7 protein-coding genes and 3 pseudogenes are annotated in these 13,875 nt (G+C 61.1%); 9 read left to right on the top strand and 1 reads right to left on the bottom strand.

Annotated features, from left to right (window positions below):
- Window positions 1–40: 40 nt before the first annotated feature.
- Window positions 41–2,500, bottom strand: coding sequence for a penicillin-binding protein 1A (locus IQK56_RS11900; RefSeq protein WP_425274583.1), 2,460 nt, complete (start codon window positions 2,498–2,500; stop codon window positions 41–43).
- On the opposite strand from IQK56_RS11900, the gene IQK56_RS11895 reads away from it, so the two are divergent.
- From IQK56_RS11895 to gltB, 9 genes and pseudogenes are all read left to right on the top strand, one after another.
- A complete protein-coding gene (locus IQK56_RS11895; protein ID WP_162633353.1) occupies window positions 2,469–2,651 on the top strand; it encodes a hypothetical protein in 183 nt (60 codons plus the stop codon). The genes IQK56_RS11900 and IQK56_RS11895 overlap by 32 nt on opposite strands.
- A 70-nt stretch (window positions 2,652–2,721) precedes the next feature.
- A complete protein-coding gene (gene pilM, locus IQK56_RS11890) occupies window positions 2,722–3,378 on the top strand; it encodes a type IV pilus biogenesis protein PilM (RefSeq protein WP_193863597.1) in 657 nt (218 codons plus the stop codon).
- The gene (locus IQK56_RS11885) at window positions 3,375–3,926 is read left to right on the top strand and encodes a PilN domain-containing protein (protein WP_150676082.1); all 552 of its coding nucleotides are present in this window, start codon (window positions 3,375–3,377) and stop codon (window positions 3,924–3,926) included. The genes pilM and IQK56_RS11885 overlap by 4 nt, the downstream gene beginning before the upstream one ends.
- Window positions 3,923–4,894, top strand: coding sequence for a pilus assembly protein PilP (locus IQK56_RS11880; protein WP_193863596.1), 972 nt, complete (start codon window positions 3,923–3,925; stop codon window positions 4,892–4,894). Before IQK56_RS11885 ends, IQK56_RS11880 begins: the two co-directional genes overlap by 4 nt.
- A 138-nt stretch (window positions 4,895–5,032) precedes the next feature.
- Window positions 5,033–6,289, top strand: a pseudogene (locus tag IQK56_RS11875) (type IV pilus secretin PilQ); the annotation flags it as partial.
- Between the two features lie 4 nt (window positions 6,290–6,293).
- Window positions 6,294–6,812, top strand: coding sequence for a shikimate kinase AroK (gene aroK, locus IQK56_RS11870; protein ID WP_010213757.1), 519 nt, complete (start codon window positions 6,294–6,296; stop codon window positions 6,810–6,812).
- A gap of 125 nt (window positions 6,813–6,937) precedes the next feature.
- Window positions 6,938–8,037, top strand: a pseudogene (gene aroB / locus IQK56_RS11865) (3-dehydroquinate synthase).
- Window positions 8,038–8,047: 10 nt separating this feature from the next.
- Entirely contained in the window at window positions 8,048–9,610 is a 1,563-nt protein-coding gene (locus IQK56_RS11860; protein WP_122305727.1) for an SPOR domain-containing protein, read from the top strand.
- A gap of 351 nt (window positions 9,611–9,961) precedes the next feature.
- A pseudogene (gene gltB, locus IQK56_RS11855) lies at window positions 9,962–13,875 on the top strand (glutamate synthase large subunit); the annotation flags it as partial.

Below are 13,875 nucleotides of genomic sequence, written 5' to 3'. Positions count from 1 at the left end.
CCCCTCCCACATTTGGTTCTGCGTAGGCTTGAGGTCCAGGTTAGAACAAATCGATCGGCGCCGCCTCATCCGCTGGCAGCGGGCTGCCTGGTGCAACGCCGTTACCCAGTTCATTGACCGACGGCGGCGTGTCTTCGCTCTTGAACAGTTCGAAGTATGCGTTAGGCGTGCTTGGCGATGCCGCACGGCCACTCACCGGGTCGATCCGCAGGCTGAGGATGCCTTCCGGCTCCGGCTGGGTATGCAGCGGCTTGTCCTTCAAGGCAGCGCCCATGTAACTCATCCAGATCGGCAGCGCGACCGTGCCACCGAATTCGCGACGACCGAGGCTTTCCGGCTGGTCGTAACCGGTCCACACGGTGGTCACGTAGTCGGCGTTATAGCCGGAGAACCAGGCATCCTTGGATTCGTTGGTGGTACCGGTCTTGCCGGCGATGTCCGCACGGCCCAGGGCCAGGGCGCGGCGACCGGTGCCTTTTTTGATCACGTCTTCGAGGATGCTGTTAAGGATGTACGTGGTCCGGCCATCCACGATGCGCTCGGCCACGGCGGGTGCCTGCGGCTCCGGTGCAGCAGCATTTGCGGCTGGCGCAGCGCCTGGGGTTGGCTCAATGGTGATACCGCCATTGCTCGGCGCTGCCAGCCCGTCAGTGGCCGCCACACCGTTGACCACATCGCCCGGCACTCGCGGCGGGTTGGCGGTGAACAGGGTATCGCCATTGCGGCTTTCGATCTTGTCGATCAGGTACGGCGTGATCTTGTAGCCGCCGTTGGCAAACGTGCTCCAGCCGGTAGCGATTTCCATCGGTGTGAGCGTTGCGGTGCCGAGGGCCAGGGACAGGTTCGGCGGCAGGTCCGACTTGTTGAAGCCAAAGCGCGTGATGTAGTCGATGGTCTTGCCGACGCCCATCGCCTGCAGCAAGCGGATCGACACCAGGTTGCGCGACTTGTACAGCGCCTCGCGGATACGGATCGGGCCGAGGAAGGTGTTGGTGTCGTTCTTCGGGCGCCAGACCTTGTCCAGGTATTCGTCGACAAATACGATCGGCGCGTCGTTGACCAGGCTGGCGGCGGTGTAGCCGTTATCCAGTGCGGCGCTGTAGATGAACGGCTTGAAACTTGAGCCCGGCTGACGCTTGGCCTGTGTGGCGCGGTTGTAGTTGCTCTGCTCGAAGGCGAAGCCACCCACCAGGGCGCGGATTGCACCGTTCTGCGGGTCCAGCGAGACCAGCGCGCCTTGGGCCAGCGGCACCTGGCTGAATTTCAGGCTGTCGTCTTTTTGGCGTAACACGCGGATCAGGTCACCCACTTGGGCCACGTCCGACGGCTGCTTGGGCATCGGCCCCATGCTGTTGGTATTCAGGAATGGGCGCGCCCACTTCATGCTGTCCCAGGCGACATGGGCTTCCCCGGTACGGGTCAATACCTGCACGCCGTCTTTCTTCACCTGGGTCACGATGGCCGGCTCCAGGCCACTGATTGCGCGTTGTTTGCCCAGCTCGGTGGTCCAGGCGCTCAGGGTTTTGCCCGGCAGGCGCGATTCAGGGCCACGGTAGCCATGGCGCTGGTCGTAGGTGATCAGGCCCGAATGCACTGCGTCATTGGCGATGTCCTGCAAGTCGCTCGGAACGGTCGTGGTCACGCGGAAGCCTTCGGTGTAAGCCTCGCTGCCATAACGGCCGACCATCTCGGCACGCGCCATTTCAGCGATGTAGGGGGCGTTCACTTCCGGCGTCGGTACGTGGTAGCTGGCGTTCAGCGGCTCGGCTATCGCGTTCTCATAAGCGGCTTGGTCGATCTTGCCCAGTTTGTACATGCGCCCCAGGATCCAGTCGCGGCGCTCTTTGCTGCGCGCCGGGTTGGCCAGGGGGTTGAAGCGCGAAGGCGCCTTGGGCAGGCCGGCAATCATCGCCATCTGCGCCAGGCTGGCGTCGCGAATGGACTTGCCGTAGTACACCTGGGACGCGGCTTCGATGCCGTAGGCACGGTTGCCCAGGTAGATCTTGTTGACGTAAAGCTCAAGGATCTCGTCCTTGGTCAACTGACGCTCGATCTGCAATGCCAGCAGGATCTCGGTGGCTTTGCGCGAAAAGCTGCGTTCGCTGGTGAGGAAGAAGTTCTTCGCCACCTGCATGGTGATCGTGCTGCCACCCGATTGAATGTGTCCGCTTTTTACCAGCTGCGTGGCGGCGCGCACCAGGCTGCTGGGGTCGACGCCATAGTGATTGGCAAAATTATCGTCTTCGGCCGACAGCAGGGCGCTGATGAAATTGGGCGGAATGTCGGCAAAACGGATCGGTGTGCGGCGCATTTCGCCGAACTCCGCGATCAGTTTTTCATCGCTGCTGTAGACCCGCAAAGGAATCTGCAACTGGATACTTCTGAGTGCCTCTACGGAGGGCAAACCCGGACTAAGGTAGAGGTAGGCCCCGCTGAGTACGAGCAGCAGCCCGCAGACGATCGCGACAATGGAGTACCCGAAAAACTTCAGCAGACGAATCAAGGCTTTTGGATTTCCAGAGAAAAGAATGGGTTACGCGTCGGGGCATGCATGGCAAACGATGGATCAACCCGAGCTGCAGATAAAAAGCGGGGAAAAACGCTGGGCATTAAAGCATTTTTCGCCTTGGGGCGTCATTCGCGGCGCTTGAACAAGTCGACCGAATGCAGGGTGTACAACAGCAATCAGGCGGTATGACAGGCAAAGTTTTAGGGAGTTTTATGGGAAAGGGATTTTTCAGGCGAAAAGTCGACACCGTCCTGGGTGTCGACATCAATGAAACGGCGATCAAAGTAGTTGAATTGAGCCGTTCAGCCGGCGGTTACACCGTGAAAGGCTACGCCACACAGGGGCTGCCGGCTCATGCGGTGGTCGACGGCACCTTGCTGGACCTGGAAGGCATAGGGCAAGCGTTGCACCTGGCTGTGTCCAGGCTGCATACGTCTGCCAGGCAGGCGGCGGTCGCCGTGGCGGGCCCTTCGGTCATTACGCGGGTAATTGAAGTGCAGGCGGGGCTCGACGACGACGAAATGGCGCACAGGATTCAAGTGGAGGCGGATCAATACATCCCTTACCCGCTGGAGGAGGTGGCGCTGGACTTTCAGGTTCAGGGGGTGTCGGAGCAAGATCCGACTCGGGTCAAAGTATTGCTGGCGGCATGTCTGAAGGAGCATGTCGAGGCCCGTGAAGCGGTTTTGGCCCTGGCGGGGCTGGTCGCCAGTGTGGTCGATGTCGAAGGGTTTGCATTGGCGCGCGCTTGCAGTCAGGATTTCGCCAGCTTCACACCGGGCCATCGAGTCGATGGTAAACAATGGGTCGTGGATGCCCCAGGGATGGGAGTCGCTTGCGGGTTGGCCCTGAGGAGTTTCGCTGGATGACACGAATCAATCTTTTGCCTTGGCGCCAGGCGCTGGCGGAACGGCGGCGTAAATATTTCCTGATGCTGCTGGCGGCGTTTGCCTGCGTGGCGCTCGCAGCGGTGTGGCTGGCGGATCAGGTGATCGACCAGGCCATCGACCGGCAGGTGACACGAAACAATCATGCGGCCAAGGACGTCGCCGTCCTGGACTCGCGCATCAAGACCATCGACGACCTGCAGGTGCAAAGCCAGCAACTGGCAGAACGCATGAAGGTTGTGCAGGACCTGCACGATAATCGCTCTGCCGGCGCACAGTTGCTCGATCAATTGGCCCGTGCGGTGCCTGATGGCGTGCATTTGCATGAGGTTGTGGCCAAGGGCGATACGGTGAGTATCAGCGGCAGTGCCGAGTCCAGCCAGGACATTGCCCAGTTGATGCGTCGCCTTGAAGCCTCCGAAGGCGCCCATTCCACGCGCCTGCAACATGTGCGAACCGAGGGCACTCGCGGCAACAATGAATTCCAGCTGATGGTGCGCCATGGAGAATCCTCCGAGGCCCAGCCATGAGCCTGCCCAGGCTCGAATTTTCCGCGCTGACTCACCACGCTGCAAAATGGCCCTTACCCGGCAGGGTTCTGCTGGGCTGTGCGCTGGCCGGTGTGGTACTGGTGGTGGGCGACCCTGTATACCTGGGCCCGTCGCGGGAGCGGCTGCATCAGGTCGAGGTGCAGGAAGCTGCCTTGCAGCAGCAACACGCGGAAAAAACTGTCTTGGCCAGCAGCCTCGAAGAGCAGGCTCGCCAGTTCCAACTGATGCAGGAGCAGGCCAGCGGGCTTTTGCAGCAATTGCCAGGTGAGTCCGAAATGCCCGGCTTGCTGGAGGATATTGCGCGGTTGGCTTTGGCCAATGGGTTGGTGATTGAGAACATTGCGCCGTTGGATGATCAGCCTCGGCCGGTCTATAACGAACAGCCCGTTCAACTTGGCGTCACCGGCGCTTATCACGACCTTGCGACGTTCGTGAGTGCCCTGGGTGGCCTGTCACGCATCGCTACGGTGCATGATGTCGCGCTGCGACGAGACGGCAAGCTGCTGAGCCTTGACCTGGTGGTCAAGAGCTACTGGCAAAGGCAGCAAGGCGTTAAGCGAGGTGTGCCTGCCATGCAAGGGCAATCCTTTGTTTATAACGCCTCCGGTCTTCGTGATCCGTTTCAGCCCCTTGCCTTGCATGTCGATCATGCGCCTGGCCGCGCAGCTGTCGCCCCGGACCTCGCCCGCCCGCGTGGGGCCCTGGAAAGCCTGTCCGTCGATCAGTTCGACATGGTTGGCACATTGTCTCGTGGGTCGCGGATCTTCGCCCTGCTGCGCCAGGCGTCGACAGTGCATCGCCTGGCAGTCGGGGACTACCTTGGGCCGGATCATGGTCGGATCACGGCGATTCATGACGGCCATGTCGAACTGGTCGAGTTGTTTCCCGATGAACAGGGTGCATGGCTGGAACGCACGCGAACCCTCGAACTAAACCTCAACACATAACGGAATCAAACAATGAAAAGGACTTTCTCGTCCTTCGGTGTGGCGCTATGGATAGCGTTCACGGCACCGATGGCTGCCGCTGTGCCCAATCGTGTGGATCTCATCCAGCTACCGCCTCCTGGCAATGCGCTGTCGGGCGCCTATACAGGTGACAAGCTGAGCCTCAACTTCCAGGACATCGGCCTGCGCGCTGTATTGCAGCAAATCGCAGATGTGGCAGGCCTCAATCTGGTGGCCAGCGACGACGTGCAGGGCTCCATCACCCTGCGCCTTAGGGACGTGCCTTGGGATCAGGCATTGGATCTGGTGCTGCAAACCAAAGGCTTGGACAAGCGCATAAAGGCCGGCGTCCTGCTGGTGGCGCCCGCCGAGGAGTTGGCCGCTCGTGAACTGCTGACGCTGGAGTCGCGTAAGCAGATGGCCGACCTGGCGCCGCTGCGCCGAGAGCTCTTGCAGGTCAACTACGCCAAGGCGTCAGACCTGGCCAAGCTGTTCCAGTCGGTGAACGGCTTTGAAGGCACGACGGATGAGCGTGGTTCAGTCGCCGTGGATGACCGCACCAACAACATCATTGCCTACCAGACCGGCGAGCGGCTGGAGGAACTAAGGCGGATCGTCGCGCAGTTGGACATTCCGGTGCGCCAGGTGATGATCGAGGCGCGGATTGTCGAGGCCAATGTCGACTACGACAAAAGCCTGGGTGCACGCTGGGGTGGGCGGCTCAATCGAGGCAATTGGGCTGCCGGAGGCATCCAGAAGCCTCTTCCGGATGGAGCCCAAGCCCCGGAAAATCCGCCCAGCTCGCCGTTTGTGGATCTGGGCTCGCTCACGGGTACCTCCGGTCTTGGTATCGCGTATATCACCGACAACCTGCTACTGGACCTGGAACTGACCGCCATGGAGAAAACCGGTAATGGTGAAATCGTCTCGCAGCCCAAGGTGGTCACGTCCGATAAGGAAACCGCACGCATTTTGAAGGGCACCGAAATTCCCTACCAGGAATCCACCTCCCAGGGTGCGACGTCAGTGTCGTTCAAGGAGGCCTCCCTGTCATTGGAGGTCACCCCGCAAATCACCCCCGATGATCATGTGATCATGGTGGTCAAGGTCACCAAGGATGAGCCCGACTACCTCAACAAACTCAACGACGTACCGCCGATCAAGAAAAACGAGGTCAATGCCAAGGTGCTGGTCAAGGATGGCGAGACCATCGTCATTGGCGGGGTTTTCTCCAATACCCAAAGCAAAGTGGTAGATAAAGTGCCATTTTTGGGCGATGTGCCGTATCTTGGCCGCCTTTTCCGGCGCGATGTGGTGGCGGATAAAAAATCCGAGCTGCTGGTATTCCTGACTCCGCGTATTATGAATAACCAGGCGATTGCTGTGAGTCGTTGATTCTGTGCGAAATTTGATTCTTGTAGGACCGATGGGGGCTGGAAAAAGCACCATCGGCCGTTTGCTGGCCAAAGAGCTGCGCCTGCCATTCAAAGATTCCGACAAGGAAATTGAATTGCGCACGGGTGCCAATATCCCATGGATCTTCGATAAGGAAGGCGAGTTGGGCTTTCGTGACCGTGAGCAGGCGATGATCGCCGAGCTTTGTGGCTGCGACGGCGTGGTATTGGCCACCGGCGGTGGCGCGGTGATGCGCGATGAAAACCGTCGGGCGCTGCATGCCGGTGGTCGGGTGGTCTATCTGCATGCGTCGGTTGAGCAGCAGGTGGGCCGCACCGCCCGCGATCGCAATCGCCCGTTGCTGCGTACGGCCAACCCGGAAAAAACCTTGCGCGACCTGCTCACGCTGCGCGATCCGCTGTATCGGGAAATCGCCGATCTGGTGGTGGAAACCGATGAGCGGCCTCCGCGGATGGTGGTCCTCGACATTCTTGAGCGCCTGCAACGGCTGCCACCCCGTTAAAGACAAGCTCGAAATGCGCTATTCTCGGCGGCGCGCTATCACCCTGCAGGGTGTGGCGTAGAGCCATCAGGCGGTGTCGGATCTCGACGCTGCCGATCGTCAACACATCTTCAACGCGGGGACACATGCAGACACTTAAGGTCGATCTAGGCGAGCGCAGCTACCCGATCCATATTGGCGAAGGTCTGCTGGACCAGCCCGAGTTGCTCGCACCGCATATTGCCGGGCGGCAAGTGGCGATCATCTCCAACGAAACGGTCGCGCCGCTGTATCTTGAGCGTCTGAGCCGCAGCCTGGCGGCGTACTCAGTGATCTCCGTGATTCTGCCGACGGCGAAGCCCACAAGAACTGGGAAACCCTGCAACTGATTTTTGATGGCCTGCTCACCGCACGCCATGATCGCCGCACCACCGTAATTGCCCTGGGCGGCGGTGTGATCGGCGACATGGCTGGCTTTGCAGCAGCCTGCTACCAGCGTGGTGTGGACTTCATCCAAGTGCCGACGACCCTGTTGTCCCAGGTCGATTCGTCGGTGGGCGGCAAGACCGGTATCAACCACCCGTTGGGCAAGAATATGGTCGGCGCGTTCTACCAGCCCCAGGCCGTACTGATCGACACCGCGACCCTCAACACCTTGCCGCCGCGCGAGCTGTCTGCGGGCCTGGCGGAAGTCATCAAGTACGGGCTGATCTGCGATGAGCCATTCCTGACCTGGCTGGAAGAACACGTGGACGCCCTGCGCGGCCTCGACCAGGTAGCCCTGACCGAAGCGATTTCCCGCTCCTGCGCCGCCAAGGCGCTGGTGGTGAATGCTGACGAACGGGAGTCCGGTGTACGGGCTACCCTGAACCTGGGCCACACCTTCGGCCATGCGATCGAAACGCACATGGGCTATGGTGTGTGGTTGCATGGTGAAGCCGTAGCGGCTGGCACGGTAATGGCACTTGAGATGTCGCAACGCCTGGGCTGGATCAGCGCCCAGGAGCGTGATCGCGGTATCCGCCTGTTCCAGCGCGCCGGCCTGCCGGTGATTCCGCCTGAGGAAATGACCGAGGCGGACTTCCTCGAACATATGGCGATAGACAAGAAAGTGATCGACGGTCGACTGCGACTGGTACTGCTAAGCCACATGGGTGAAGCGGTGGTGACCGACGATTATCCGAAAGAGATTTTACAGGCCACGCTGGGAGCGGATTACCGCGCCCTGGCCCAGCTTAAAGGTTAATAAGATCCCGATGACTAGTTTGCATGCCGACGAGGCGTTCCTCGGCCATTACCACTTAAGCCACGACCCTTTTGCTCCGCGGGTGCCTGGTTTCAAATTTTTTCCGGCCCAGCGCAAGCCGGTGCTCGGGCAACTGCACCACCTCGCACGCTACAGCCAGCTGCTGTTGGTTGTAACCGGCCCGTTGGGCAGCGGCAAAACCTTGCTGCGCCAAGCCCTGGTTGCCAGCACCAACAAGCAATCGGTGCAGAGCGTGGTGGTGTCGGCCCGTGGCAACGGCGATGCGGCCGGTGTGCTGCGTCAGGTTGCCCAGTCCCTGGACGTGTCCACTGCCGAACCGAGCGCGATCCTCAAGCAGATCGTGCAACTGGGCCTTACCGGCCAGGAAGTCTACCTGCTGGTGGATGACGCCGAGCAGCTCGACGAATCCGCCCTGGAAGCGCTGTTGGCGCTGGCGGCCGGTACGCCGGAAGGTCGTCCCCATGTGTTCCTGTTCGGTGAGTCGTCGCTGATCGCCGATCTCGAGCAGATCAGCGGTGATCAGGAGCTGTTCCACGTCATCGAATTGCAGCCGTACGAAGAAGAGGAAACCCGCGAATACCTGGCTCAACGCCTCGAAGGCGCAGGGGCCGGTATCGAACTTTTCACGGCAAATCAGATCTCTGATATTCACGAAAGCTCCGACGGCTGGCCTGGCACCATCAACCAGGTTGCCCGCGATGCAATGATCGAAGCCATGATTGCCAGCCGCTCTGCGGTCAAGCGTCCAAAGATGGGGTTCACTATGCCTAAGAAGCACGTACTGGCGATTTCTGCCGTTGTCGTGGTCGCTGTTGCCGCCGCCTGGTTGATCCCGGGCCGCAACAAGGCGCCGACCACCGCCAGCGCGCCAACCGAACAGGCGCAGTTGCCACTGGGCAAGCCTACGCCGAATGTCGAGTTCGCCAACTCCGGCCAGCCGACCAACCTGCCAATGGTGGGTCAGCCTGTGATGCGCGGCCCGCTGGCCGAAGAAGCCGGTGGCATCTCCGAAGGCGACGACGGCGTACCGGTAGAGGGCTCCAGCGCCACACCACCGACCGTCACGACCACCGCGCCACCTGCGGGCGTGCCAGCGGGTCAACCTGCCACCAAGCCAGCCGCCGTGCCGACACCGGCACCAACCATCGCGACTGCCAAGCCTGCACCTGTCACCAAGCCCGTAGCGCCCGCTCCGGCAGCCAAGCCTGCGCCAGTGACCAAGCCTGTGGAAAAACCTGCCACTGTCGCCAAGGCAGGCGCCGCGGGCAGCAGCTGGTACGCCAGCCAGCCGACCGGCAACTTCGTGGTGCAGATCCTTGGCACCAGCTCCGAAGCCAACGCCCAGGCGTTCGTGAAAGAGCAGGGCGGCGAGTACCGTTATTTCAAGAAAGTGCTCAACGGCAAGCCTCTCTACGTGATCACCTACGGCAACTTCGCCAGCCGTGCCGCAGCTGATTCTGCGATCAAAACCTTGCCAGCGAAGGTTCAGGCTGGTAAACCTTGGCCTCGCACTGTTGCCAGCGTTCAACAAGAACTCGCAACTGCTCGCTGAAGATCCGGCGGCCTTACCCAGGCCGCCCCTCCCGGCACCTCAAAAAAACGACAACAGCGTGCAGCCCTGAAGGCCGCGCGCTTTGTGGTGTCTGCGTCACGGTAGCTTTTGAGTCGTAGCGGTCAGAATTAAAAAAGTTTTGACTAGCACAGCATATCGCTTTAAACCTTTCATAAATGCGACATAGATTTGCGACATTTCGTCGCTAAATTTGTGAGCGTCTGTGGCGGTGTGTACAATGACCTCCCTTTTGCCCCCGCTAAGCCGGCGTACGTTCGGCGTGGAAGGTAACCGGTTGAATTGAAAAGAAATTTGCCTCGGTATAAGAGGCAGCCTGGTGAGAAAGTGTCTATGAAAGCAGGTCTGTACCAACCCGATGAATTCAAGGATAACTGCGGTTTCGGCCTGATAGCCCACATGCAGGGCGAGCCCAGTCATACCCTTTTGCAAACGGCCATCGAGGCCCTGACCTGCATGACCCACCGCGGTGGGATCAACGCCGACGGCAAGACCGGTGACGGTTGCGGCTTGCTGATTCAAAAGCCCGACCAATTCCTGCGCACTGTCGCCAAAGAGCATTTCGCGGTCGAACTGCCCAAGCAGTACGCCGTGGGCATGGTGTTTTTCAACCAGGACCCGGTTAAAGCCGAAGCTGCTCGCGAGAACATGAACCGCGAGATCGCCGCTGCCGGCCTGCAACTCGTCGGCTGGCGCAAAGTGCCCATCGACACCAGCGTGCTCGGCCGCCTGGCCCTGGAGCGCCTGCCGCAGATCGAGCAAGTGTTCATTGCCGGTGATGGCCTGAGCGACCAGGATATGGCGATCAAGCTGTTCACGTCCCGTCGCCGCTCGTCGGTGCTTAACGCTGCCGATGCCGACCACTACATCTGCAGCTTTTCCCACAAGACCATCATTTATAAAGGCCTGATGATGCCGGCGGACTTGACCGCCTTCTATCCAGACCTGAGCGATGAGCGCCTGCAAACCGCAATCTGCGTGTTCCACCAGCGCTTCTCCACCAACACCCTGCCGAAATGGCCGCTGGCCCAGCCGTTCCGCTTCCTCGCCCACAACGGCGAGATCAACACCATCACCGGCAACCGCAACTGGGCCGTGGCCCGTCGTACCAAGTTCGCCAACGATTTGATGGATTTGGAAGAGCTCGGCCCGCTGGTCAACCGCGTGGGTTCCGACTCCTCCAGCATGGACAACATGCTCGAGCTGATGGTCACCGGCGGCATCGACCTGTTCCGTGGCGTGCGCATGATCATTCCGCCTGCGTGGCAGAACGTCGAGACCATGGACCCGGACCTGCGTGCATTCTACGAGTACAACTCGATGCACATGGAGCCGTGGGACGGCCCGGCCGGCGTGGTCATGACCGACGGCCGCTACGCGGTGTGTCTGCTCGACCGTAACGGTCTGCGCCCGGCGCGTTGGGTCACCACCACCAACGGCTTCATCACCCTCGCGTCGGAAATCGGCGTGTGGAACTACCAGCCCGAAGACGTCATCGCCAAAGGCCGTGTGGGCCCTGGCCAGATCCTGGCCGTGGACACCGAAACCGGGCAGATCCTCGACACTGACGCCATCGACAACCGCTTGAAGTCGCGTCACCCGTACAAGCAATGGCTGCGCAAGAACGCCCTGCGCATCCAGGCGACCATGGAAGACAACGACCACGGTTCGGCTTTCTACGACGTCGACCAGCTCAAGCAGTACATGAAGATGTACCAGGTCACGTTCGAAGAGCGCGACCAGGTGCTGCGTCCACTCGGCGAGCAAGGCTACGAGGCGGTCGGCTCCATGGGCGATGACACGCCGATGGCCGTGCTGTCCCAGCGCGTGCGCACGCCGTACGACTATTTCCGCCAGCAGTTCGCCCAGGTGACCAACCCACCGATCGATCCGCTGCGCGAAGCCATCGTGATGTCCCTGGAAGTGTGCCTCGGTGCCGAGCGCAACATCTTCAGGAATCGCCTGAGCACGCCTCCCGCGTGATCCTCAGCTCGCCTGTGATTTCGCCGGCCAAGTGGCGCTCGTTGATGACCCTGGATCGCCCGGGCTTCGACCGCCAGATCATCGACCTGAACTACGACGAGAGCCTCGGCCTTGAAGCCGCTGTGCGCAACGTCGCCGACCAGGCCGAAGAAGCCGTGCGCGCAGGTCGTACCCAGATCGTGCTGACCGACCGCCATATCGCGCCAGGCAAGCTGCCGATCCACGCTTCACTGGCCACCGGCGCGGTGCACCACCGCCTGACCGAAAAAGGCCTGCGCTGCGACTCCAACATTCTCGTGGAAACCGCCACCGCTCGCGACCCGCATCACTTCGCGGTGCTGATCGGCTTCGGCGCCTCGGCGGTGTACCCGTTCCTGGCTTACGAAGTGCTGGGCGACCTGATCCGTACCGGTGAAGTACTGGGCGACCTCTATGAGGTGTTCAAGAACTACCGTAAAGGCATCACCAAAGGCCTGCTGAAGATCCTGTCGAAGATGGGCATCTCCACCGTCACGTCTTATCGCGGCGCTCAATTGTTCGAAGCCATCGGCCTGTCCGAAGAAGTCTGCGACCTGAGCTTCCGTGGCGTGCCGAGCCGCATCAAAGGTGCGCGTTTCGTCGACATCGAAGCCGAACAGAAAGCCCTGGCGGCCGAAGCCTGGAGCGCGCGCAAGCCGATCCAGCAAGGCGGCCTGCTCAAGTTCGTGCACGGTGGCGAGTACCACGCCTACAACCCGGACGTGGTCAGCACCCTGCAAGCCGCCGTGCAGCAGGGCGACTACGCCAAGTTCAAGGAATACACCTCGCTGGTGGATAACCGCCCGGTGTCGATGATTCGCGACCTGTTCAAGGTGAAGACCCTGGACACGCCGATGGACATCAGCGAAGTCGAGCCGCTGGAATCGATCCTCAAGCGCTTCGACTCTGCCGGTATTTCCCTGGGCGCCTTGTCGCCTGAGGCCCACGAAGCCCTGGCCGAAGCCATGAACCGCCTGGGTGCGCGTTCCAACTCCGGCGAAGGCGGCGAAGACCCGGCGCGCTACGGCACCATCAAGAGCTCGAAAATCAAGCAGGTGGCCACTGGCCGGTTCGGTGTGACCCCGGAATACCTGGTCAACGCCGAAGTGCTGCAGATCAAGGTTGCCCAGGGCGCCAAACCCGGTGAAGGCGGCCAGCTGCCAGGCGGCAAGGTCAACGGTCTGATCGCCAAGCTGCGTTATGCAGTGCCGGGCGTCACGCTGATCTCTCCACCGCCGCACCACGACATCTATTCGATTGAAGACTTGTCGCAGCTGATTTTCGACCTCAAGCAAGTCAACCCGAAGGCCCTGGTCTCGGTGAAACTGGTAGCGGAAGCCGGCGTGGGCACCATTGCCGCCGGTGTGGCCAAGGCCTATGCCGACCTGATCACCATCTCCGGCTACGACGGCGGCACCGGCGCATCGCCGCTGACCTCGATCAAGTACGCCGGCGCGCCGTGGGAACTCGGCCTGGCCGAAACCCACCAGACCCTGCGTGGCAACGACCTGCGCGGCAAGGTCCGTGTCCAGACCGACGGCGGTCTGAAAACCGGCCTCGACGTGATCAAGGCTGCGATCCTCGGCGCTGAAAGCTTCGGCTTCGGCACTGCACCGATGATTGCCCTGGGCTGCAAATACCTGCGCATCTGCCACCTGAACAACTGCGCTACCGGCGTCGCGACGCAGAACGAGAAGCTGCGCAAGGATCACTACATCGGCACCGTCGACATGGTGGTGAATTTCTTCACCTACGTCGCCGAAGAGACCCGTGAGTGGCTGGCCAAGCTGGGCGTGCGTTCGCTGGAAGAGCTGATCGGGCGTACCGACCTGCTGGAAATCCTGCAGGGCCAGACCGCCAAGCAGCACCACTTGGACCTGACGCCGTTGTTGGGCAGCGATCACATCCCGGCCGACAAACCGCAGTTCTGCGGCGTCGAGCGCAACCCGCCGTTCGATAAAGGCCTGCTGGCCGAGAAGATGGTCGACATGGCCGGTTCCTCGATCAGCGACGCCAGCGGTGGCGAATTCGCCCTGGATATCTGCAACTGCGACCGTTCCATCGGCGCACGCGTCTCCGGCGAAATCGCACGCAAGCACGGCAACCAAGGGATGGCCAAAGCGCCGATCACCTTCCGCTTCAAGGGCACGGCGGGTCAGAGCTTTGGCGTGTGGAACGCCGGCGGCCTGCACATGTACCTGGAAGGCGACGCCAACGACTACGTAGGCAAGGGCATGACCGGCGGT

It is taken from the genome of Pseudomonas cyclaminis (assembly GCF_015163715.1).
Lineage (GTDB): Bacteria > Pseudomonadota > Gammaproteobacteria > Pseudomonadales > Pseudomonadaceae > Aquipseudomonas > Aquipseudomonas cyclaminis.
The sequence above is the reverse complement of the archived record's forward strand: the minus strand, read 5'-3'. Positions and strand labels throughout refer to the sequence as shown.

Excerpts from the sequence above, each read along its gene's own strand:
- IQK56_RS11895 (WP_162633353.1), top strand. The coding sequence starts at position 2,469 with ATGGAGTACCCGAAAAACTTCAGCAGACGAATCAAGGCTTTTGGATTT.
- pilM (WP_193863597.1), top strand. The coding sequence starts at position 2,722 with ATGGGAAAGGGATTTTTCAGGCGAAAAGTCGACACCGTCCTGGGTGTC.
- IQK56_RS11885 (WP_150676082.1), top strand. The coding sequence starts at position 3,375 with ATGACACGAATCAATCTTTTGCCTTGGCGCCAGGCGCTGGCGGAACGG.
- IQK56_RS11880 (WP_193863596.1), top strand. The coding sequence starts at position 3,923 with ATGAGCCTGCCCAGGCTCGAATTTTCCGCGCTGACTCACCACGCTGCA.
- IQK56_RS11860 (WP_122305727.1), top strand. The coding sequence starts at position 8,048 with ATGACTAGTTTGCATGCCGACGAGGCGTTCCTCGGCCATTACCACTTA.